This is a genomic window from Nitrogeniibacter aestuarii (genome assembly GCF_017309585.1).
Classification (GTDB): domain Bacteria; phylum Pseudomonadota; class Gammaproteobacteria; order Burkholderiales; family Rhodocyclaceae; genus Nitrogeniibacter; species Nitrogeniibacter aestuarii.
Genome location: NZ_CP071321.1, coordinates 4,292,242 through 4,313,731, shown reverse-complemented (window position 1 = coordinate 4,313,731; position 21,490 = coordinate 4,292,242). Strand labels below are relative to the sequence as shown.

23 protein-coding genes are annotated in these 21,490 nt (G+C 64.8%); 12 read left to right on the top strand and 11 right to left on the bottom strand.

Annotation, left to right across the window (positions count from 1 at the left end; all coding sequences use genetic code 11):
- Positions 1–4 precede the first annotated feature (4 nt).
- The 3 genes from J0W34_RS20035 to J0W34_RS20025 are packed head-to-tail and all read left to right on the top strand — an operon-like array spanning position 5 to position 2,798.
- Positions 5–1,498, top strand: coding sequence for a DUF4384 domain-containing protein (locus J0W34_RS20035; protein ID WP_230969965.1), 1,494 nt, complete (start codon positions 5–7; stop codon positions 1,496–1,498).
- Entirely contained in the window at positions 1,498–2,061 is a 564-nt protein-coding gene (locus J0W34_RS20030) for a sigma-70 family RNA polymerase sigma factor (RefSeq protein ID WP_230969964.1), read from the top strand. The genes J0W34_RS20035 and J0W34_RS20030 overlap by 1 nt, the downstream gene beginning before the upstream one ends.
- Positions 2,061–2,798, top strand: a complete 738-nt coding sequence (locus J0W34_RS20025) for an anti-sigma factor (RefSeq protein WP_230969963.1) — start codon at positions 2,061–2,063, stop codon at positions 2,796–2,798. Before J0W34_RS20030 ends, J0W34_RS20025 begins: the two co-directional genes overlap by 1 nt.
- Before the next feature lie 80 nt (positions 2,799–2,878).
- On the opposite strand, the gene J0W34_RS20020 is transcribed toward J0W34_RS20025, so the two are convergent.
- The 9 genes from J0W34_RS20020 to J0W34_RS19980 form a co-directional block, all read right to left on the bottom strand.
- Positions 2,879–3,478: a hypothetical protein gene (locus J0W34_RS20020; RefSeq protein WP_227816019.1), complete on the bottom strand. Its 600-nt coding sequence runs from the start codon at positions 3,476–3,478 to the stop codon at positions 2,879–2,881.
- A 215-nt stretch (positions 3,479–3,693) separates the two neighbouring features.
- A complete protein-coding gene (locus J0W34_RS20015) occupies positions 3,694–4,131 on the bottom strand; it encodes an organic hydroperoxide resistance protein (protein WP_227816020.1) in 438 nt (145 codons plus the stop codon).
- A gap of 100 nt (positions 4,132–4,231) precedes the next feature.
- Complete coding sequence (locus J0W34_RS20010; RefSeq protein ID WP_230969962.1) at positions 4,232–5,128, bottom strand: hypothetical protein; 897 nt, start codon at positions 5,126–5,128, stop codon at positions 4,232–4,234.
- 328 nt (positions 5,129–5,456) lie between these two features.
- The gene (locus J0W34_RS20005; protein ID WP_230969961.1) at positions 5,457–6,797 is read right to left on the bottom strand and encodes a Fic family protein; all 1,341 of its coding nucleotides are present in this window, start codon (positions 6,795–6,797) and stop codon (positions 5,457–5,459) included.
- A 173-nt stretch (positions 6,798–6,970) separates the two neighbouring features.
- Positions 6,971–7,687 carry an ABC transporter ATP-binding protein gene (locus J0W34_RS20000; protein ID WP_230969960.1) on the bottom strand — a complete coding sequence of 239 codons (717 nt, stop codon included), beginning with the start codon at positions 7,685–7,687 and terminating at the stop codon, positions 6,971–6,973.
- Between the two features lie 187 nt (positions 7,688–7,874).
- Positions 7,875–8,657 (bottom strand): ABC transporter ATP-binding protein, encoded by a 783-nt coding sequence (locus tag J0W34_RS19995; RefSeq protein WP_230969959.1) that lies wholly within the window; start codon positions 8,655–8,657, stop codon positions 7,875–7,877.
- The gene (locus J0W34_RS19990; RefSeq protein ID WP_230969958.1) at positions 8,654–9,799 is read right to left on the bottom strand and encodes an ABC transporter permease subunit; all 1,146 of its coding nucleotides are present in this window, start codon (positions 9,797–9,799) and stop codon (positions 8,654–8,656) included. Before J0W34_RS19990 ends, J0W34_RS19995 begins: the two co-directional genes overlap by 4 nt.
- Before the next feature lie 121 nt (positions 9,800–9,920).
- Positions 9,921–10,853: a branched-chain amino acid ABC transporter permease gene (locus J0W34_RS19985; protein ID WP_230969957.1), complete on the bottom strand. Its 933-nt coding sequence runs from the start codon at positions 10,851–10,853 to the stop codon at positions 9,921–9,923.
- Positions 10,854–12,217: 1,364 nt separating this feature from the next.
- A complete protein-coding gene (locus J0W34_RS19980) occupies positions 12,218–12,946 on the bottom strand; it encodes a YebC/PmpR family DNA-binding transcriptional regulator (RefSeq protein WP_227816027.1) in 729 nt (242 codons plus the stop codon).
- A gap of 183 nt (positions 12,947–13,129) precedes the next feature.
- Between J0W34_RS19980 and J0W34_RS19975 the strand changes: the two genes are divergently transcribed.
- The 5 genes from J0W34_RS19975 to J0W34_RS19955 all read left to right on the top strand — a co-directional run bounded on the left by J0W34_RS19975 (position 13,130) and on the right by J0W34_RS19955 (position 17,198).
- Positions 13,130–13,732, top strand: a complete 603-nt coding sequence (locus J0W34_RS19975) for a hypothetical protein (protein ID WP_230969956.1) — start codon at positions 13,130–13,132, stop codon at positions 13,730–13,732.
- Positions 13,733–13,796: 64 nt separating this feature from the next.
- Positions 13,797–15,314 carry a helicase HerA-like domain-containing protein gene (locus J0W34_RS19970; RefSeq protein WP_230969955.1) on the top strand — a complete coding sequence of 506 codons (1,518 nt, stop codon included), beginning with the start codon at positions 13,797–13,799 and terminating at the stop codon, positions 15,312–15,314.
- Positions 15,315–15,443: 129 nt separating this feature from the next.
- Positions 15,444–16,016: a Tll0287-like domain-containing protein gene (locus J0W34_RS19965; protein ID WP_230969954.1), complete on the top strand. Its 573-nt coding sequence runs from the start codon at positions 15,444–15,446 to the stop codon at positions 16,014–16,016.
- A 152-nt stretch (positions 16,017–16,168) separates the two neighbouring features.
- Positions 16,169–16,840, top strand: a complete 672-nt coding sequence (locus tag J0W34_RS19960) for a glutathione S-transferase family protein (RefSeq protein ID WP_227816032.1) — start codon at positions 16,169–16,171, stop codon at positions 16,838–16,840.
- A 4-nt stretch (positions 16,841–16,844) separates the two neighbouring features.
- Positions 16,845–17,198 (top strand): cupin domain-containing protein, encoded by a 354-nt coding sequence (locus J0W34_RS19955; RefSeq protein ID WP_227816033.1) that lies wholly within the window; start codon positions 16,845–16,847, stop codon positions 17,196–17,198.
- A gap of 12 nt (positions 17,199–17,210) precedes the next feature.
- Here the strand turns inward: J0W34_RS19955 and J0W34_RS19950 are convergent, their stop codons facing one another.
- Positions 17,211–18,131, bottom strand: coding sequence for a LysR family transcriptional regulator (locus J0W34_RS19950; protein WP_230969953.1), 921 nt, complete (start codon positions 18,129–18,131; stop codon positions 17,211–17,213).
- A 102-nt stretch (positions 18,132–18,233) separates the two neighbouring features.
- On the opposite strand from J0W34_RS19950, the gene gstA reads away from it, so the two are divergent.
- The 3 genes from gstA to J0W34_RS19935 are packed head-to-tail and all read left to right on the top strand — an operon-like array spanning position 18,234 to position 19,448.
- A complete protein-coding gene (gene gstA, locus J0W34_RS19945; RefSeq protein ID WP_230969952.1) occupies positions 18,234–18,848 on the top strand; it encodes a glutathione transferase GstA in 615 nt (204 codons plus the stop codon).
- On the top strand, positions 18,845–19,237 hold the full coding sequence (locus J0W34_RS19940; RefSeq protein WP_230969951.1) for a nuclear transport factor 2 family protein: 393 nt from the start codon (positions 18,845–18,847) through the stop codon (positions 19,235–19,237). Before gstA ends, J0W34_RS19940 begins: the two co-directional genes overlap by 4 nt.
- A gap of 1 nt (position 19,238) precedes the next feature.
- Positions 19,239–19,448, top strand: a complete 210-nt coding sequence (locus J0W34_RS19935) for a tautomerase family protein (protein WP_230969950.1) — start codon at positions 19,239–19,241, stop codon at positions 19,446–19,448.
- 77 nt (positions 19,449–19,525) lie between these two features.
- Here the strand turns inward: J0W34_RS19935 and J0W34_RS19930 are convergent, their stop codons facing one another.
- Positions 19,526–20,425, bottom strand: coding sequence for a LysR family transcriptional regulator (locus J0W34_RS19930; protein WP_230969949.1), 900 nt, complete (start codon positions 20,423–20,425; stop codon positions 19,526–19,528).
- A gap of 107 nt (positions 20,426–20,532) precedes the next feature.
- On the opposite strand from J0W34_RS19930, the gene J0W34_RS19925 reads away from it, so the two are divergent.
- Entirely contained in the window at positions 20,533–21,471 is a 939-nt protein-coding gene (locus J0W34_RS19925) for a DMT family transporter (protein ID WP_227816039.1), read from the top strand.
- Positions 21,472–21,490: the final 19 nt, after the last annotated feature.

Here is a 21,490-nt window from a genome sequence, read left to right as displayed (position 1 = left end):
AAAAATGACAACAAAACCGCTCTGGCTGCTCGCCACCCTGACGCTCGCGGCCTGTGCGCCGCTGCCGCCCAAACAGCAGGACGTGGCCGCCGCCGTGGCGCCGCCGCAAACCCGGCCCCAGCGCAACGTCACCAATTTTTCCGACGCCCTGCGCTGCATGGACAAGCTCTACATCTCCTACGGCGTGCGCGACGTGAGCGTAGTGATCGAGGACCTGTCGGACAGTACGCGCAAGGTGGCCGCCGGCACCCGCGACATGATGATGTCGGCCCTGTCGGACCAGACCCGTCGCAGCCGCGCCATCGAGGTCAGCGCCTTCGGGCAGGACGCCAACAACGCGGTGGCCTTCCTCTCCAACGCCAAGAACCGCACCGCCTTCAACGTGGTGCCGCAGTACAACCTGCGCGGCTCCATCAGCCAGCTCGACGAAGGCGTGCTCAAGCGCCAGACCGACGGTGGTGTCTCGGTGGGCAGCACGCTGGGGGCGGGGGCTTCCACCAGCCGACAGTTCAACGTGCTCGGGCTCGACGTGGCCATGGCCGACACCGAGCGTCTGACCCTGTTGCCGGGGGTGGTCTCCAAGAATCTCACCACCATCGTCAAGGAGGGCGACGCCCTCGACGCCCAGGCCACCTTCTCCAAGATCGGCATCAACTTCTCCACCTCCTTCCAGCGCACCGACGGCACCGCCCAGGCCCTGCGCAACATGGTGGAGCTGTCGTCGGTCGAACTCTTCGGCCGCCTGCTCAAGCTGCCCTACTGGCAATGCATCGGCACCGATGCCAAGAACCCGGAAGTGCGTGACGAGATCGAAGACTGGTTCATCGGCATGGAGCGCGGCGGCGAGCTGACCGCCTACTTCCAGACCCAGCTGCGTAACCGTGGCTTCTACGATGGCCCGGCCGACGGCCGAGTCACCCCGGCCCTGCGCCAGGCCGTGGCCACCTACCGCAATGCGCTGGGCATGGGAGACACGCCGGCGGTGGATCTGGCCTTCTTCACCGTCTTCCTCGAAGGCCCGTTCCCCCAGCCGCCCGCCGTGCCCGCGCAGGACGCCACGCCGCGCAGCCAGGCCTCGGCCGGCAACATCGCCTTGGCCATCGAACCGGTGCCGCTACCCGCCGGTGCAGGGGTGGGCTTCACGCTGAGCAGTAACGCGCCGGCCTATGCGTACTGCTACGCCCGTACCGCCGCCGGTAAGCTGCAGCGCATCTTTCCCAACCGCTTCGATGCCGATCCGCGCGTCGAGCCGGGTCAGTCGCTGCAACTGCCGGGCAATCAGGGCTTCAAGCTTCAACCCGGCGCCAACGGCACCGTGCCCGTGGCCTGCTTCGGCGCGCCGCGCGAGATCTACAATGACATCCCCGCCGCGCTGCGCTGGGGTGACTTTCAGGACCTGAACAAGGTGGCCGACTTCGGCGAGGTGCAGCGCATTCTCGAAGCCGTTGCCAACGGCCCGGTGGCGGTTGCCAGCCGCGAACTCGTCCCGGGCAAGTAATGAACGCCCCCGAGTCGCTGGAAGCCCTCATCGGTCGGGTCGCCATGGGCGACCGCGCGGCCCTGCGTGCCCTGTATGACGCCAGCGCCCATCGTCTGTACCCGATTGCCCTGCGGCTGCTGAACGAGCGCTCGCTGGCCGAAGACGCCCTGCAGGACACCTTCGTGGCCGTGTGGCACCATGCCGGCCGCTACCAGGCCGGCCGCGCCACCGCCATGGCGTGGCTGGCCACCCTGGTGCGCAACAAGGCGCTCGACATCGGCCGGGCGCGGCCCAATCACATGCCGCTGGAAATCACCGAGGGCGATGGTGAAACCCGCACGGTGGACGTGGCCAGCGACGGCCCCACCCCCGAAGAGACGCTGCTGGAGCGCTGCGAAGACGCGCAACTGCGCCACTGCATCGGCCAGATCGATGCCGCCCCGCGCGAAGCGCTCATCCTCGCCTACTTCGACGGCCTCACCCATCAGGACCTCGCCGCCCGCCTGTCGCAACCGCTGGGCACCGTCAAAGCCTGGATCCGCCGCTCGTTGCAGCGGCTGCAACGCTGCATGGCCGCCTGATGCGCTACGACCATCCCGACCTGCGCCAGCACCTGGCCTCGGCCTATGCCTTCGGCTCACTGACCCCGCGCGTGCGCGCCCGCTTCGAACGCCTGCTGAAAAACGACCCGGCGCTGCAGGCCCTGGTGGCCGAGGCCGAACTGCGCCTTGCCCCGCTGGCCCTCGCGCTGGAACCCAGGACGCCACCCGCCAACGTGTGGCCGGCCATCGAAAAGCGCCTCGGCTTCGTCGAGGCCAAGGCCTCAAGCCGCTGGTTCGACTGGCTGCTGCGCCCGGCCATCGGCTGGGCGGCGGCCGGTGCCGTGGTCGGCATGGTGGGCGGCCAGTTCCTTCCCGGCCTCGGCCCCGACGCCATGCTCACCGAGCAGACCGCCACGCTCACCCAACTCCCCGCCAGTTACGTCGGCGTGCTCGCCAACGAAGCCGGCGGCGCCGGCTTGCTGATCAGTAGCCTGCGCCACGGTCGCACCGCCGACTTCAAATTCGTCCAACCCGCTATCCCGCCCGCTGGGCAGGTCTTCTATCTCTGGGGTCTGCCCGCCGATGGCGGCGCCCCCATCCCCATCGGCCCCCTGCCTGAGGGCAAGACCGGTAGTGTCGGGCTGCCCGGAGAGGCGGAGACGCTGTTCTTTGGCGTGTCGAAGCTTGGCGTCACGCTGGAAACCGCCGGGGCGACACCGACGACGCCGGGGTTGCCTTATCGGTATCTCGGGTTCTGCGGGAAGTTCTGGCCGTAGGCGATTCGTGACAGCGTGAAGATCGCCGTAAAGACATAGATCGGTGCGTCAGGCGAAGCCGTAACGCACCGATCGACTGATCAGCCCCGCCGACGGCGACTCAGCGCCAGTGCACCGAGCGCGGGCAACAGCAGGCTGATGGAGGACGGCAGCGGAATCGACACCGGGGGCGAGCCTTCACGCCAGATGGCCCAGGTGACGTCCGGGCTGACAAACGAGTTGTAGTTGGCCAGCGCCCCGGCCGGAGTCACCAGGTCGGCCGACGCCGGGTTGTAGTTTGCGGCGCCCTCGATCGACACGTTGCCATCGCTGACAAACCACGGCGTGAAGGCAATGCAGCGCACCACCGACAGGCAGTCGTAGGTCAGCGAGGGGTCGGAATCGAAGGCCGTGGCCAGGGTGCCCTGGTCGAGAAAGACCTGATCGAGCAACTGTTGCGAGGCATCTTCGGCTTCGGCTGAGGAGCCGAAAATGAAGTCAGACGCCTCGTCGCAGCCGTCGAACAGCTCGATACACGTACCGTCGCGAAATTCCACGTCATAGAAAATGTCGTTGACCACCACACTGGTGGCGCCGGTCAATTGTCCGGCACCGTTGATGGTCAGCAGGGCAGCGCCGGCCGGCGCGCTGACAGAAAGGCCGAACAGGGCGGCCAGGGCAAGAGCGCGTGTGCATGTCATCTTCGATCTCCCGTGGGCATGTCTGTAGCCTGAGGCAGGCGAGTCCATTCAAACTGGATGTTTCCTTCCTTCAAGACTAACGGGCGTCGTCGCCTTGCGCGACCGTAATGACATTTCGTTACGAGATACCTGGCTGAGGCGTCTGTCGGCGATGCCACCGCCGTAAAAAAAGCCCCCGGCACACCGGAGGCCTTCCATGACGTGAAGTCGGCGTGTTAGCCGCCCACCACCTCCAGCTCCACCGGCACGTTGTTGCGGGTGGCGTGGGAGTAGGGGCAGATCTCTTCATGCGCGGCTTTCACCAGCGGCTCCAGCTCCGCCTGCGGCAGGCTGGTGTCCTCCACCCGCATCTTCACCGCCAGGCCAAAACCGCCGGCCTCGCGCGGGCCGATGGACACCGAGCAGGTCACCTTGGCGCCGCTGGCGTCCTTCTTCTGCTGCTTGGCCACGAAATCCAGCGCGCCGCCAAAGCAGGCCGCGTAACCGGCGGCAAACAGGTCTTCCGGGGTCGTCGTGCCCGCCTTGCCCGGGCCGCCCATGGCCTTGGGGACGGAAAGATCCACGCTCACCTGCCCGTCCTGCGACTCGGTGCGTCCGTTACGGCCACCGGTGGCGGTGGCCGAGGTGGTATAGGCGACTTCGATTTTGTCCATGTGTTGTTCTCCTTCTCTGTGTGGTCGGGGCGCCCGCATCGGCAACACGCACGGGCGTGGCGTGGCGGGCAAGGGGTGGACTGCGTTGCGGCGTCGCCGTTCAGGCGGATTGGCGGAAGGTGGCCGACGCACCCATCAGCAATCGGTACATCAGCCACAGCAGCAGGATGGGGGTGACGATGGTCTGCATCACGAAGATGATCATCAGATCGATCATGCGGCGTACCGATTGCTCCGCCAGATTCTTCACACCGTCGAATTTCGCCTTGAGCGCTTCGGTTGGCGCGGAGATCCCCTGAACCGATTCGACCACGCCGTCTTTGGCCCGCTGCGCCGCATCGCCCAGATCGCTGAACCAGCCCGTCAGGCCGGAGGAGGCTGTTGAGCCGTCATCGCCGGTCGGGGGCGTATCGGTTTCGGCAGGCGCAGTGTCCGCTGTCAGCGACTTCAATTCCGCCGAGGTGCCCTCGATCGAGGCCTGACTTTCCGCGTAACTGGCGAACGACAGATGCTCGAACACCGATTCGCTGCCGATCAGCGCCACGGGAATCGCGAAGCGCACGAACAGCAGGGCGAGCGTCAGCCGAGTGAGCCAGGGCGGCGCCTTGGCCATGGCGAACAGGGCGGCCCAGGCGATGGCGGTGATAGTCACCAGCATCGACACCCAGATACCCGCGCCGAGGCTCAGCAACAGCTTCTCGATACCGAAGGCCACGCTGGCTGCCAACAGCACCGAAGAGAGGGATTCCACCAGGTCATTCACCGGGTCGAGAATCTCGCCCACCGTCAGCGACACTCCCACGCCCACCGGATGCACCGCTACCTCGGTGCCTTGCGCCACCGAGATCACGCCGTTGAGCGTTCGTGCCGCCGCGAAGCTGGCCAGTGCGCGCGTCAGCCCAGCCTCCGCACTCGCCTTCGCTGCATCCGTGATGGGCGGGTACCAGGACAGCAGGGCGAACAGCACGGCAATCGCAGCGATCAGATAGCGCTTCATCGGGGCCCCGGGTTTGCGAACAGGTGGGGCCTACGTTAGCGCGAATCCGGCTCGCTCGTCTCAGCGCGTGTCGTCAGGACGAGTCCCGCCGGGACGACTCCGGGGCGGGTGCTCCGGGATTCCGCGAAGCGGCATTCGGGCTATTTCGCTGGATGGGCGTTCAGATGTATTTCCGGTGGGAGGCGGAAGGTTAGGGAGCGTTAGGCGAAGCCGAAACTCACCAGAGTGCGGTGGATAAAGCAACACCGGTCGAGGTCTAGTACGGTCTGAAGGGCAGATGTGCAGGGGTTTGTGGCGATGCCCAGTAGATGCGTGAGTGTCATTCCGGCTATTCAATTTCGCCCGAAAACTTTTCTATTCGCTGATGCAGATCGTCAGGCGCAAAGAAGACAAAGGCATTGCCTTGCTTCATCTTGTCGAGAAAACCCACGCGTTCGAGTTCCAGTAAATCGTTGCGCGCGGTCTGGTAAACAACGTTGTGTGTCGCTTGATGTGTCGCGACCCGATAAAGCTCGCCGGGGTGCTTGAGCGCGTAGGTGAGCAGGGCGAGTTGGCGGTGGTTGAGTCGGCCACGAATGCCCGGTGAGCGAAAGAGCAGATTTTCTGCGTCCCTTTGTTCGTCCATTTTACGTGCCAGGTAGGTGTGCAGGCTGGCAATGGCTTTCTGGATGATGGCCAGTTGGTGAAGAACGAAGTAGGTGGTGTCGTTCTTGTCGGTTTCCGTGTGCAGATAGGCTTGAACGTAGGCGGCAGGCGCCTTTTTGAGAAACTGGGAGATGGAGAGAAATTCCATCAACCAGTAGTCGCTGCGGGCCATGGACCAGTAGAACAGCGCGCGCGCGGTGCGGCCATTGCCATCGACGAAGGGATGATCGTAGCCGACCATGAAGTGCAGCAGGATGGCGCGGATGACCGGGTGGACGAAGGGAGTGCTGTGTTCGTCGGCATTGGCGAAGGCGCACAGGCGTTCGAGGCGTTCAGGCAGCTCTTTGAACCGGGGGGGCTGGTGAAGAATCGTGCCGTCGCGATTGTCGACCACGTTCACGTCATCAGCCTGCCTCAGGTGTCCAGCATCGGCAGGGTTTTCCAGGGTGTCGAGGGTCAGCATCCGGTGCAACTCAAGGATGAGTTCCGGCGTCAGGGCTTCGTCCCGCAGCGAACGCAACTGCTCCATGGTGTGGTAGTTGTTGAAGATCATGGTCTCGCCATGATCGCGAGGCTTGCGGCCTTCACGCAGCATGGCCTCGGCGACGCGCCGGGTCGTTGAGGCGCCCTCAAGCTGACTGGAAGTAATTGACTCCTCGATGAGCGAGTGCAGCAGGTAGCGGTCCCGATTCTCATGGATGGGCGCAGCGACCTCGGTACGGATCTGGCCCGCCGCATCGCGGTCGATGTGGTGAAGCGCGATGAGTGCAGGCTCCGGTGTCGCGAGCCGGAAAGGGTGGCCATGCTTATCCACCAAAGGGAGAGACTTGAGCGTCGGGTTGCGGCTCAGCCAGATGGCAAGCCACCATTGCTCCAGCGTGAGCGCGTCAGGTGGTGTTCTGTGGCGTAGTTCGTCCCAGTGGAGATACTTCCCGCTCACCAGCGGGGCGCTGTGAGTCATGAGCGCGGGCAGGTCTGCACGGCTCATTTCGGCCAGAAGCCGGGCTTCGGCGGGCGGCGACATCGGAATTTTCATGTCTACTAATTTGTGCTCGTTTTAGTAGACATTAGTACTTCGTGTCTACCAATGTCTACTAATTTAGACTAAATTTAGTAGACATTGCTTGTTGTGAGGGTAGGACCATCGGTTTGCAAAACGAGGCATAGCGCTGCCGACAACCTAGGGAAGAAACACCGTTACCCTCCACCCAGGTAAGCCGCCCGAACCCCCGCATCCGCCAGCAGCTCATCTCCCCGCCCCGCCAGCGTCACCACACCCGACGCCATCACATACCCCCGCTCCGCAAATTCCAGTGCCAGATTGGCGTTCTGCTCCACCAGTAGCACGGTCACACCGTCGTTTTTCACTTGCTGCACCACCTCGAAAATCTTCTCGACGATGAGCGGGGCAAGGCCCATGGAGGGTTCGTCGAGCAGTAGCAGCTTGGGTCGCGAGAGCAGGGCGCGGCCGATGGCGAGCATCTGCTGTTCGCCGCCGGAGAGGGTGCCGGCGACCTGGGTGTGTCGTTCTCGGAGTCTTGGGAAAAGCAACAGCATGCGATCCAGGTCGGCGTCGATCTGGTCGTCGTCGCGGCTGTAGGCGCCCATGCGCAGGTTCTCTTCCACCGTGAGCCGGGTGAAGATGCCGCGGCCTTCGGGGACGAGGGCGATGCCGGCGCGCAGGCGTTTGTGGGCGGGCAGGGCGTCGATGGGCTGGCCCTGATAGTGAATCTCGCCGCCGGCCAGCGGCAGGGTGCCGGCGATGGCGTTGAGCGTGGTGCTCTTGCCCGCGCCGTTGGCGCCGATGAGACAGACCAGCTCGCCTGTGTTGAGGCTGAGGTCGATGCCTTTGACGGCGGCGATGGCGCCGTAGTTGACGTGGACGTCTTTGAGTTCGAGAAGGGGGCTGGTCATTGGCATCCTCCGAAGAACAAGACACCATCGCGCCAAAAAGTGGAGGGCACCTCCCCCTTCAAGGGGGAGGCAGGGTGGGGGATGGGGTTGCTTTGGGGCTCTTGGTGGTTTTCTAACCCCATCCCCACCCCAGCCCTCCCCTTGAAGGGGAGGGAGTCGCAGCGGTGTTTGCGAACGCTGGTTCTGATCATCCCGCCTGCGCCTCCGCGACACTCCCACCCAGATAGGCTTCGATCACCGCTGGATTGCGCTGCACCTCGGCCGGCACGTCTTCGGCGATCTTGCGGCCGAAGTCGAGCACGGCGACCCGGTCGCACAGGCCCATGACCAGCTTTACGTCGTGTTCGATGAGCATCACGGTGACGCCGTCGGTGCGGATCTGCTCGATGAGGGTTTTGAGCTGCGCGGTTTCGGTGGCGTTCATGCCGGCGGCGGGCTCATCGAGCGCGAGCAGGCGCGGTTCGGTGGCCAGGGCACGGGCGATTTCGAGCCGGCGCTGGTCGCCATACGAGAGGCTGGTGCTCACCGCATGGGCGTGGCGGGCGATGCCCACGTAGTCGAGCAGTTCCTGCGCACGGGCGGTGGTGAGGCGTTCTTCTTCGCGCTGCCGGCGGTTGCGGGTGAGCACGCCCCACACCCCGGCGCGGGTGCGGATGTGGTGGCCGGCCATGACGTTTTCCAGCGCGGTCATGCCGCCGAACAGGCGGATGTTCTGGAAGGTGCGGGCAATGCCGGCTTCGACCACGCGATGGGGTTTGCCGGTGGGCAGGGCGCTGCCTTCGAACACGAACCCGCCCTCGTCCGGCGTGTAGGCGCCGGTGAGTACATTGAAGAAGGTGGTCTTGCCCGCGCCGTTGGGGCCGATGAGGCCGTACACCTCGCCTTGACGGATGGTCAGGCTCACGTCCGCTAGCGCGGTGACGCCGCCGAAGCGCTTGCCGATGTGCTTTGCCTCCAGCAGCGTGATCATGCGCTCGCCTCGCGCACATGCTCGACACGGGCGTAGCGGGCCCGGGCCGGGATGAGACCGCGTGGGCGCAGCAGCATCATGAGGATCATGGCCAGCGAGTAGAGCAGCATGCGTAGCACTTCCGGGTCGAGCAATACGGTGCCGAATAGCGTTTCCTGCAGCGGCACGGCCACCTCGCGCAGTAGCTCCGGCAACAGGCTGAGGATGAGGGCACCCACCAGCGCCCCGGCGATGTTGCCCATGCCGCCGAAGACCACCATGACCAGCACGGCGATGGATTCCATCAGCGAGAAGGACTCGGGTGACACGAAGCCCTGGAAGGACCCGAACAGCCCGCCCGATACCCCGCCAAAGGTCGCGCCCAGTGCAAAGGCCAGCAGCTTCATGTTGCGGGTGTTGATGCCGATGGCCTTGGCGGCCAGTTCATCGTCGCGCATGGCGGCCCAGGCGCGGCCGATGCGCGAGACCTGCAGCCGATGCATGAACACGATGGCGCCGATTACGCACAGCAGGAACAGGTAGTAGAACAGGAACAGGGAGTGGATCTTGAATCCACCCACGCGCAGGCCACTGCCGAACTGCCATTCGCACAGGGCGTCGAGCACGCCTTCGCCCGCCGCAGCGAGTGGATCGCCCGCGCAGAAATGGATGGAATCGAGCGAGCCGATGCCCTGCGGCCCGTTGGTGATGTTGACCGGGTGGTTCAGGTTGTTGAGGAAGATGCGGATGATTTCCCCGAAGCCGAGCGTGACGATGGCGAGGTAGTCCCCCCGCAAACGCAGCACCGGAAAGCCCAGGATGATGCCCGCCAGCGCCGCGCAGGCCGCGCCAATGGGCAGCACCATCCAGAAGGGCAGGTGCACGCCGAAATGGGGCGAGGCCAGAAAGGCCCAGGTGTAGGCGCCCACGGCGTAGAAGGCGATATAGCCCAGGTCGAGCAGGCCGGCGTAGCCGACCACCAGATTCAGGCCGATGGCCAGCAGCATGTACAGCAGGGCGAAGTCGAGAATGCGCACCCAGCTGCGCCCGACGGCCACGTTCGCGATGATGGGCGCGGCGATGGCGATGATCGCCACCAGCCACACCGCGAGGCGCGGATTCTTCTTGCCGAGGACGGGGATGAGGCGGGCTATTTCTTCCATCAGCGGGCCTCGGGTGTTGGCGGGATGAATCCCGCCCTACGGTGTCGCGTCGGTTTGGCGTATCGCCCCGTAGGGCCGGTTTCAACCGGCCATCGGCATGTCGAAATCGGGGGCATGGTGGTCATGCCCGGTCCGACACCCGTTCGCCCAGCAGGCCAGTGGGCCGGAAGATCAGCACCAGCCCGAGGATAGTGAAGGCGAAGATGTCCTGATAGCTGGAGTTGAGAAAGCCGAAGGAGATGTCTTCGATATAGCCCGCGCCGATGGCTTCCACCAGCCCCAGCACCAGCCCGCCGACGACCGCCCCGGCGAGGTTGCCGATGCCGCCGAGCACCGCCGCCGTGAAGGCCTTGAGGCCGGGCATGAAGCCCATGGAATAGTTGGCGATGCCGTAATTGGAGGCGATCATCACCCCGGCCACGGCGGCCATGCCGGCGCCGAGGATGAAGGTGAGCGCGGTCACGCCGTTGGTGTCCACGCCCATGAGCTGCGCGACCTTGTGGTTCTCGGCCGTGGCGCGCATGGCGCGGCCCATGCGGCTGCGATTCACCAGCATGAGCAGGCCGCCCATCATCAGTGCCGAGATGACGATGATGGCGATCTGCACCGGGGTGATCACCACCGTGCCCACCAGCGCGATGGGCTCGGTGGAGATGAGCTGCGGAAAGCTGTGGTTGCCCCGCCCCCAGAGGATCATCGCCAGGGTCTGCAGCAGAAAGGACATGCCGATGGCGGTGATCAGCGGCGCGAGGCGCGGAGCATTGCGCAGGCGGCGGTAGGCGAGGCGCTCCATGAGGTAGCCGAGCAACATGCACACCGGGATGGCCACCGCCACGGCGATGGAGAGCATCAGCAGCGGCGCCATGTCGGGCGCCACGCCCATGAGCCAGAGGATCACCTGCAGCGCGGTGAGCGCGCCGACCATGAGCACCTCGCCGTGGGCGAAATTGATCAGGCCGAGGATGCCGTAGACCATGGTGTAACCGAGCGCGACCAGCGCGTAGACGCTGCCGACCACCAGGCCGTTGACGATCTGTTGGAGCAGGGTGTCCATGGGGTTCAGGTGTGTGGGTCGGGCGTCATCATGGGGGGAAGGGTACCCAAAGCGGTGGGGCGCGCCAATGGGGGGAGGTGTGTCGCACCGGTTGGGCGGGGTGACGCCGGGGATTTGTGGCGCTTTATGGTGTTGGGCGTTGGGCTCTGTGCCAGATTTTCAGGTTGCTGGTTTCGCCCTTTGGGCGACCTACTTTCTTGACGCGCAAGAAAGTAGGCAAAGAAGCGCGTCCCGCCGTCGTGGCCCTTCGGGCTACCCTCGCTGCCCGAACGCCCGGCAGGCGGTTTCGCAAACTCGCCCCGATGGGGCTCAGACAGCGAAACCGCTATTTCTGCCGTTCATCCGGGCGACTCGGCACGACAGAGGGATTGGGGACGTGCCAACTGTGACGGCCGTCCGTTTACGTTTCGCTGTTCGCGGCGTCGCTTCGCTCGCGTGGGCGACTGACCTCACCAGAATGGCACGTCCGGAGTGCCCTCGGTCGCGCCAATCGACAAGCGCCGGGGGCGGAACAACGGGCTTCGCTGTCCGAGCCCGATAGGGCGAGTTGGCGAAGCACGCCGCGCCCGGGGCTTGGCGATTGGGAATCGCCGGCAGGCGACGCGATCGTGGGCTGTGCTTCTTTGCTTACTTTCTTGCACAAGCAAGAAAGTGAGGTGCCCGCCGGGGCGAAACCCGGCCAATGGCGGTTCATGCCTGAACGACCTCACCCATCAGTTCAGTGCTGCAGCTAAACACCATTCCATTCTTGTTTCGCCGCTGGTTTCGCCCTGAAGGGCGACCTACTTTCTTGACGCGCAAGAAAGTAGGCAAAGAGACGCATCCCGCTTTTCGTGGCCCTGCGGGCTCCCCTCCCTGCCCGAACGCTCAGCAGGTGGCTGCGCCAACTCGCCCTTCGGGCTCAAACAGCGCAGCCACTTTTTCTGCTGATCATCCGGGCGACTCGGCACGACAGAGGGATTGGGGGTGTGCCGGACTCAGGTGGCGAGTTCTTTTAATGCGATGTTCCCGGTGTCGCTGCGCTTGGCTGGGCTGCGGATGTTACAAGAGTGGCACGTCCGCTTCGCCCTCGATCGCGCCAATCGACTAGCGCTGGGGGCGGAAACACGGGCTTCGCTGTCTGAGCCCGCAGGGCGAGTTGGCGAAGCACGCCGCCCCCGGTGTTTGGCGATTGGGTATCGCCGCAGGCGACGCGACCGTGGGCTGTGCTTCTTTGCTCACTTTCTTGCACAAGCAAGAAAGTGAGGTGCCCGCCGGGGCGAAACCCGGCCAATGGCCATGGAAACCGCGAATGACTCATACCGCCGACCAAACAAAAAACGGCGACCCGAAGGTCGCCGCTTTCGCCAACGCACTCAGCCCGTTCAGGCTTCGTCAAACACCGCCGAGGTATACACCTCCTGCACGTCGTCGAGGCTGTCCAGCGCGTCGAGCAGCTTCTGCATCTTGGCGGCGTCGTCGCCGGTCAGTTCGGTTTCGTTCTGGGGTTTCATGATCACTTCGCCCACTTCGGCCTTGTAGCCGGCGGCTTCGAGCGCTTCCTTCACGTCGGAGAGTTCGGCGGGGCCGGTGATCACTTCGATGGAGCCGTCGTCGTTGACGATCACGTCGTCAGCGCCGGCTTCGAGCGCGGCTTCCATGATGGCGTCTTCATCGATGCCCGGGGCGAACATGAGCTGGCCGACGTGATCGAACTGGAAGGCCACGCAGCCGTCGGTGCCCAGGTTGCCGCCGTACTTGGAGAAGGCGTGACGCACGTCGGCGACGGTACGCACCTTGTTGTCGGTCAGGCAATCGACGATCACGGCGGCGCCGGCGATGCCGTAGCCCTCGTAGCGCGACTCTTCATAGTTGGCGCCGTCGAGCAGGCCAGCACCGCGCTTGATGGCGTTTTCGATGTTGTCCTTGGGCATGGATTCACCCTTGCACTTGTCGATGGCCAGGCGCAGTCGCGGGTTGGACGTGGGGTCGGGGCCGCCCATCTTGGCCGCCACGGTGACTTCCTTGATCAGCTTGCTGAAGACCTTGCCCCGCTTGGCGTCCTGACGACCCTTGCGGTGCTGGATGTTGGCCCATTTACTATGACCCGCCATAAAACCTCTCCGGTTGCTCGTTCACAGCAGGCCGGCGCGATGCCGGCCAGGGGCGCATGAATTGCGCCGAAATTGAAAGGCGACATTATACGCGCTGCGCGCGCGCGTGCCCGAGATGTCCCCGAGCGGCGCCGAGTCTGTCAAAATGCCCCGTTCCATGCATATGAAATGCCGAGGTAATCCATGACCGCGCTGCGTCTCGTTTTCGCCCTGCTGGCCTGCCTGCTGATGCCCTCGCTGGCTGGTGCCCAGGATCTTACTTTCCGCGGTTGTACCGATGCTTCCGGTCGAGCCGTGCCCAGCCGTGTCGACGAGAGCCTGCCCGAGGTGGTCACCACCGTGGTCGAACAGGGCCGATTCACCCTTCTCTACAATCCGCGCGCGCTGCCGGGCATCTCGGACCCCGCCCGTGCTTTTCTGTATGCGCATGAATGTGCCCGGCACAACCTTGGCCTGGCCCGAGAGGCACGCACGGTCGAAAATGCCAAACAGGCCGATTGCTGGGGGTTGAGCACGCTACAGCGCTCCGGCCTGCTGCGCGGCGAGGGCGATGTGGCCGCACTGCAGTCCGAACTGGTTTTCACCCCGGAGCAATGGCAGCGCATTCCGGGCCCCAATCGCGGCTTCGAACTCGCCTCATGCAGCCTGCAGGCCAAGCCGGCCTTCACCCCCGAGCCCGGTTGGGACATGTGCGTGCACAAGTGCGGTGACCGTCTGTTCCATTGTGGCCAGAGCCAGAGCTGCCTGAATACCTACGATGCCTGCGTGGCCGGGTGTGGTCGCTGAACCCGGCGCGCCTCGTGCTTGCTAAAGTAAGTCTTTCGTTTATTTTTTCCGCTGGACATCGACCATGACCGCTCCCCTGCCCATTGCCCGCTGTGACGGCCAGGACATCTGCCTGTTGCCCCGCCTCGCCAACCGCCACGGGCTGATCACCGGCGCCACCGGTACCGGCAAGACCGTGACGCTGCAGAAACTGGCCGAATCGTTCTCGAGCATTGGCGTGCCGGTGTTCGTGGCCGATGTGAAGGGCGATCTGTCCGGGGTGGGGGTCGAGGGCGTGGGCTCCGAGAAGCTCATGAAGCGACTCGCGGCCATCGGTATCGAGTCTTTCGAGCCGATCAAGAATCCCACCGTGTTCTGGGATGTATTCGGTCAGTCCGGCCACCCGGTGCGGGCGACCGTGTCCGACATGGGGCCATTGCTGCTGTCGCGCCTGCTCAATCTCAACGACACCCAGTCGGGCGTGATGCAGATCGTCTTTCGCGTGGCGGACGACAACGGCCTGCTGCTGCTCGACCTCAAAGACCTGCGCGCGATGGTGCAGTTCGTGGGCGACAATGCCAAAGAGATCAAGACCCAGTATGGCAACGTGTCGGCGGCCTCAATCGGCGCCATCCAGCGCGGCCTGCTGTCCATCGAGGAGCAGGGCGGTGACCTGTTCTTCGGCGAGCCCATGCTCGACATCTCCGACCTGATGCAGACCGACGCCAGCGGCAAGGGCGTGGTCAACGTGCTGGCGGCGGACAAGCTCTACAACAACCCCAAGCTGTACTCCACCTTCCTGCTGTGGCTGCTGGCCGAGCTCTTCGAGCAACTGCCGGAAGTGGGCGACCCGGAAAAGCCCAAGATGGTGTTCTTCTTCGACGAGGCCCATCTGCTGTTCAAGGACGCGCCCGACGCGCTGCTCGAAAAGGTCGAGCAGGTGGTGCGCCTGATCCGCTCCAAGGGCGTGGGCGTGTACTTCGTGACCCAGAACCCGCTGGACGTGCCCGATTCGGTGCTCGGTCAGCTCGGCAACCGGGTGCAGCACGCCCTGCGCGCCTTCACCCCGCGCGACCAGAAGGCGGTCAAGACGGCTGCCGACACCATGCGCGCCAACCCCAAGTTCGATGCGGCCGAGGCCATCACCGAGCTGGGCGTGGGCGAGGCGCTGATCTCTTTCCTGGACGAGAAGGGCCGCCCGCAGATCACTGAGCGCTGCATGGTGGTGGCGCCGGGCTCCCGCCTCGGCCCCATGACCGACGCCGAGCGCGATCAGGCCATCAAGGGCTCGCTGATCTACGGGCACTACGAAAAGGCGCTGGATCGGGAGTCGGCCTACGAGAAAATCCAGGCCGGTTTCGGCCAGAAGGAAGAAGAAGCCGAAGCCAAGCCCGCTGCACGTGGCAAGGCCGAGGAAGAAGAGGGCGGCGGTGGCCTGCTCGACATGCTCGGCGGCATGTTCGGCGGTGGCGGCAAGCGTTCGCGGCGTTCCGACAGCATCATCGAGTCGGCGGCCAAGAGTGCGGCGCGTAGCGTGGGCACCCAGGTGGGGCGAGCCATCATTCGCGGCGTCCTGGGGTCCATTCTCGGCGGAAAGCGCTGACGGGCTGCGGCGCCAGCCGCAGCACTGCGACACCGTGTCGCACCTCGAAGGCAGGCCGTGGGCCTGCCTTTGTCATGTCCGGGCCAGGAAATGGCGCTAGAATATAAGACTTTGCTTATGGAGAAAGTCATGCGCCCGCTCATGATCCTCGCCGGCCTGCTGATGGCCGGTTCCGCCGTGGCCCAGGATGCCGAAGCCCTCAAGATCGACACCCGCAAACAGGCCATGCCGGTGGTGCCCAAGGTGGTTGGCATGATGAAGGAAACCATCAAGGCCGAAGGCCATGCCGGCGCCATTCCCGTGTGCAAGGAAAAGGCCCCCTCGCTGCTCAAGGCCAAGGCCAAGGAGCTGGGCTGGAACATGCGGCGGGTGAGTCTCAAGACCCGTAATGCCGATCGCGCGACGCCCGACGTCTGGGAGGCCACCCAGCTGGCCGACTTCAACATCCGCGCGGCCAACGGCGAGTCGCCGGCTTCGCTGGAAGTGGGCGAGGTCATGACCCGGGCCGACGGCAAGCAGGTCTTCCGCTACATGCGCGCCCTGCCCGTGGCCGATGTGTGCCTGGGCTGTCATGGTGGCGCCGGCCAGATCGAGCCGGATCTCCAGGCTCAGCTGGACAAGAGCTACCCGAATGACCGCGCCACGGGCTATTCCGTCGGCCAGATCCGTGGCGCACTCACCGTGATCCGCCCGCTCCCCTGACCCCAAGTCAGGGTTTCCCTTGGGGGGGCTGCGTTTTGCACGCCGAGGGAAACCGCAGCTTGCCAGCGCCTTCCGGCCCATGACGGCCGGGCGCGCTTGGCGCTACCATGGGGTTGTCGCCGGCCCGTCGGGCCGACTGTGAGGATGGCCCCATGTCGTACACGCTCTATTTCGGCAACATGAATTACTCCTCATGGTCTTTGCGCCCATGGGTGTTGCTCAAGCACTTCAACATTCCCTTCGAGCCCAGAAAGGTCGAGGTGGCCGGCACGGGCCCCAACCCCAGGCACCGGGACTACTCGCCCAACGGTCTCGTGCCCTGCCTGCATGTGGACGGCTTTCCCATCTGGGATACGCTGGCCATCGCCGAATTTCTGGCCGAACGTCACAAAGGCCTGTGGCCCGTCGATGGCATTGCCCGCGCTCGGGCACGCAGCGTGGCCTGCGAGATGCATTCCGGATTCGGTGCCGTGCGCTCGGCCATGCCCATGAACATCAAGCTGCGCCTCAAGGGGGCGCCGCTGGCTGATGACGTGAAGGCCGACGTCAAGCGTATTGCCGAGGTGTGGACGGACTGCCGGGAGCGTTTCGGGCGTGGCGGCGACTTTCTGTTTGGCGAATTTTCGGTCGCCGATGCCATGTTCGCGCCCGTGGTCTGGCGCTTCAATACCTTCAATGTGGAACTGCCGCGCGTGGCCGCCCTGTACCGCGACACCATGCTGGACTTGCCGGCCATGAAGGAATGGGAAGCCGGCGCCCTGGCCGAGACGGTCGCCATGCTGCACTACGACGCGCTGGCCGATGCCTGGGGCGGGCCGCGCTGAGCCGATGGCGGACGAATACTGGTTCGAAGAAGGTTGTTTCATCACGGAATGTCACAACACGGCCAGTGATCCGGGCGTGTCGGTGGCGCGCGCCCGGGTGCCGGTGGGCGGCATCACGCGCTGGCATGTGCTCGACGGCATCGCCGAGCGCTACCTCATCGAGCAGGGCGAGGGTCTGGCCGAGATCGGCAACGGCGCGCCGCAACCCGTCATGCCGGGTGCCGTTGTGGTCATCCCGCCCGGGGTGCGTCAGCGCGTCGTCAACACTGGCGGGGGCGATCTGGTCTTTCTCGCGATCTGCACGCCACGTTTTGTGCCCGAGGCCTATCGGGATGTGGATCCGACGCCTGCCCCCTGAGCGGCATGCCGCTCAAACACGCGCGGCTGCGCTCATCTCGAGCATGAAGTCGATGAAGACCTGCGTGCGCAGGGGCATGTATCGACGGTGCGGATACAGCAGCGAAATTGAATCGATGCTGACGGCAAATGCGTCGAGCACACTGACCAGTCGCCCGCTGGCGAGATCGTCTTCGACCAGAAAACGCATGCACTGCGTGAGCCCGGCGCCTGCCCGGGCAAGCTCGACGCAGGCGAGGATCTCGTCGCTGCAGGTATAGCTGCCGTGCGTCTCCATCGCGCACTCCTGGCCATCAATGTTGAAGCGCCACGGCATGGGGCGTCCGTTCTTGGGTTGGAGGAACTGGATGCACTCGCAACCGGCTAACTGCTCCGGATGATTCGGAATGCCGGCGCGTTCCAGATAGTCGGGTGTCGCCACGACGACGACCGGTACCCGCTCGAGGGGCCGCACGATGAGATTGGCGTCGGTTGGCGGCCGCACGCGAATGGCCAGGTCGTAGCCTTCGCTCACCAGATCGATATTCCTGTTGGTGACGTTGGCCTCGATACGTACCGCCGGGTAACGGGCGCGAAACGCGGGTAGCCGCGGAAGCAGGCGGTATTTTCCGTAGGTCGACGGCATGCTGATCCGAAGCAGGCCGGCGGGTTCGACCTGGGCGCCCGTGATGGTGCGTTCGGCCTCGGCCAACTGGGCGAGTGCCAGGTGGCATTGCTCGTAATAGCGGCGGCCCGCGTCCGTGAGCCTGATCTGGCGGGTTGTGCGGACGAACAGCCGCAGGTTCATACGCGCTTCGAGTCGTGCGACGCTGCGGCTGATGGTGGCCGGCGTCACGCCGAGGACCTGCGCCGCGCGCGTAAACGAATTGTGTTCCGCCGCGGCACAGAAGAGTTCCAGGCTGGCGAGCTGAACGTCATTGAACTGTAGTGGCATAAGTATTTACGGGGTGTAAAGAGTGTTGTGATCCTACACAGGTTTATCGGCCCGCTGTGATGGGTGAGACTCGGCGTTCGTTACCACCCTCCGGAGATACCCATGAAGCTCTACTACTCACCCGGTGCCTGCTCACAGGCGGTCCACATCGTGCTCGAAGAATGCGGATTGCCCTACCGTATTGAAAAGGTCGATCTGGTATCGGGAGCCACCGAAAGCGGCAAAGCCCTGGCCGACATCAATCCCAAGAAGGCGGTGCCGGTCCTCGAACTCGACGATGGCGCGCATCTGACCGAAGGGCCGGTCATTGCTCAATTCGTGGCCGACAGCGCAGGTCGTCTGGATCTGATGCCAGCCGGTGGCTCCCGGCAGCGCTACCGCGTCATGGAGTGGCAGAACTTTCTGACGTCGGAAGTCCACAAGGCGTACACCCCGCTGTTCAAACCGCAGGTCGATGCCGCGAGCAAGACCTTTTTTCGCAAGACGCTGCGTTCCCGATATGCATGGATCGAGGATCAGCTGGCAGGCAAGACGCACCTGACCGGCGACGCTTTCACGGCGGCAGATGCGTACCTGTTCGTGACCGCGAGCTGGGCACCGATGGTGGATGTGGATCTGTCCGGGCTCGCCAATCTGGACGCCTTCGTTCATCGCGTCCGCCAACGGCCGGCAGTGCGCCGAGTCCTGGCTGCGGAAGGGCTTCTGGGGTCGCAATGATGGGCGCCGATCATGCCTATGCCGAGGTCCTGGCCTGTCTGGATGACTACTTCGACGGGCTCTACCGCTGCGATGCTGCACTTCTCGAGCGCGTCTTTCACCCGGAAGCCCGGTATTTCGGGGCCCCGGAAGGCGCGCTGGTGTTCCGCTCGATGGCGGAGTACCTGCCGATTGTGGCAGGCCGGGTGTCAGGGGAGCAACGTCGCGAAGCGCGAGCGGATCGCGTCGATGCCATCGAGTTCGCCGGACCACATGTCGCCATGGCACGCGTGCGATGCCGCATCGGCCCGCGCATCTTTACCGACTTTCTCAGCATGGTGAAGGACGACGGCCGCTGGAGGATTGCCGCCAAGGTCTTTCATACCGAGATCCAGGCCGAGGGTGAATGACATGCCGTACGTGAAGATTCAGATCACGCGCGAGGGCGCCACGCCCGAGCAGAAGGCCGAACTGATTGCCCAGAGCACGCAAATGCTTCAGCGCGTGCTCGACAAGGACCCTGCGACCACGTTCGTGATCATCGAGGAGGTCGAGCTCGAAGACTGGGGGATTGGCGGTCTTCCGGTCGATCAATACCGGAAGCAGCGCGGCGTGACATGAAGCCCGCGCGTGCTGCGTGCACGCATACCTCCGGGGCTCGCGTCGGGGGCTGTGTCGAGCAAGAGCATGCCGTAAATCTAGCGCGGGGGCCCGGCCCCCTGCGCGAGTCGATCGAAGAGCGCCCGCGCGTGTGATGACAGCGCCGCCGGGTCGCGCACCAGCAGGCGCAGATCGCGCCGGGCCCAGTCGTCCGCCAGTGCCAGTGTGACCACCTGATGCGGCCGGCGCGAGCGCTCGACGCTGGAGCGCGGCACCAGACCGAAGCCGACACCGGCCGACACCATGCCCAGCACGGCCTCGAAGCCATGCACCTGGATGCGCACATCCAGATGCCGCCCCAGTTCGGCCGCCTTGTTCATGAGAAAACTGTGAATGCCCGTGCCCGCGTGCAGGGCCACGAAGGGCGAATCGACCACCTCTGCGAACTTCACCCGTGCCCGTGAGGCCAGCGCGTCGCCCGGCGGCACCACCAGCACCAGGTGGTCATCGCGGTAGCGTTGCACATGCAGTTCGCCGGTGCTTACATCGCCCGCCACCACGCCGATCTGCGCTTCGCCCTGGGCCACCGCATGCACGATGTCCGGGCTGGCCGCTTCCTTGAGCGTGACACGCACCTGCGGGTGTGCACGGAGGTAGTCGGCGAGGTCGTCAGGCAGGAAGACGTTGGTGGCGTTGGTGTTCGCCCACAGCGAAACCTGACCGCGCACGCCACTGGCGAACGGGGCCAGGTCGGCATGCAGTTGTTCGAGCCGGGCCAGGGTGTTGCGGGCGCCCTCGCGAAACACCTGGCCGGCTTCGGTCAGCGTGACACCGCGTGCCTGCCGGTTCAGTAGAGTGGCGCCGAACGCCGATTCCAGCCGGGCAATGCGGTGACTCGCCGATGACACGGCAAGGTGGCACTGGTGCGCGCCGCGTGACAGGTTGCCGGCGTCCGCCACGGCGAGGAAGAGTCTGAGATCGGTGAGGTCGTAGCGCATCGGGTAAATGGCGAGCTTTCGGTTTTGACGAACACTGTGCTCGCATCATAGCAATTGTGCAATGCGGTGCCCGGTGGCTAAATGAATGCTCCGAATCAGGAGTTGCCATGAGTACCTGCCAGACCGCCACCGCCGACACCCACACGCTCCCGCTTGCCGGGCTGGTCTTTGCGTTGCTGGCGGCCGTGGGGTTCTCCTTCAAGGCCATCTTCGTGAAGCTCGCCTATCGTCACGGGGTCGATGCCGAAACCCTGCTCGCGTTGCGTCTGGCCTACAGTCTGCCGGTGTTCGCCGTGATGGGCTGGCGTGCGCGTGCCACGACCCGCAATGGCAAGGCACCGCTGGATCGGCGCGACTATGCCTGGCTCGCCCTGCTCGGGCTCCTCGGCTATTACCTGGCGAGCTATCTGGACTTCCTTGGTCTCGACTACATCAGCGCCGGGCTGGAGCGGGTGATTCTGTTCATCTATCCGACCATCGTCGTCGTGCTCTCCGCCCTGTTTCTCGGCAAGCCGCTGACCGGCCGGGTGATGGCGGCCCTGATCCTGACCTACTTCGGGGTGGCCATTGCCGTTGCGCATGATTTTTCGGTGGCGGGGAATACCGACGCCATCGTGCTCGGCAGTGCGCTGGTTTTCGGCTCGGCGGTCTCGTATGCGCTGTACCTGATGCTCAATGGTCAGGTGGTGGGGCGGCTCGGGACATCGCGGGTGACCGCGGGCGGTTCGATCTTTGCTGCGGTGCTCGCCATCGGGCAATTCATCCTCATGCGTCCGCTCGCGGCGCTCGATCAGCCGCTCGAGGTGCACCTGTACGCCCTGGCGATGGGGCTGTTCTGTCTGGTCATGCCGGTGTGGTGTCTGTCAGAGGCCATCCGCCGGATCGGTGCGGGGCCGGTGGCGCTCATGGGCAGCTTCGGCCCCATCATCACCCTGGCCTTTGGCTGGGTGTTGCTGACGGAGCCCATGGGGGTGGCACAGCTTACCGGGGCCGCGCTGGTCATCGGCGGCGTGACCATCATGGCAAAGGGCAAGCGCCGGGCGTGACATGCGCGCCTTGACCGGC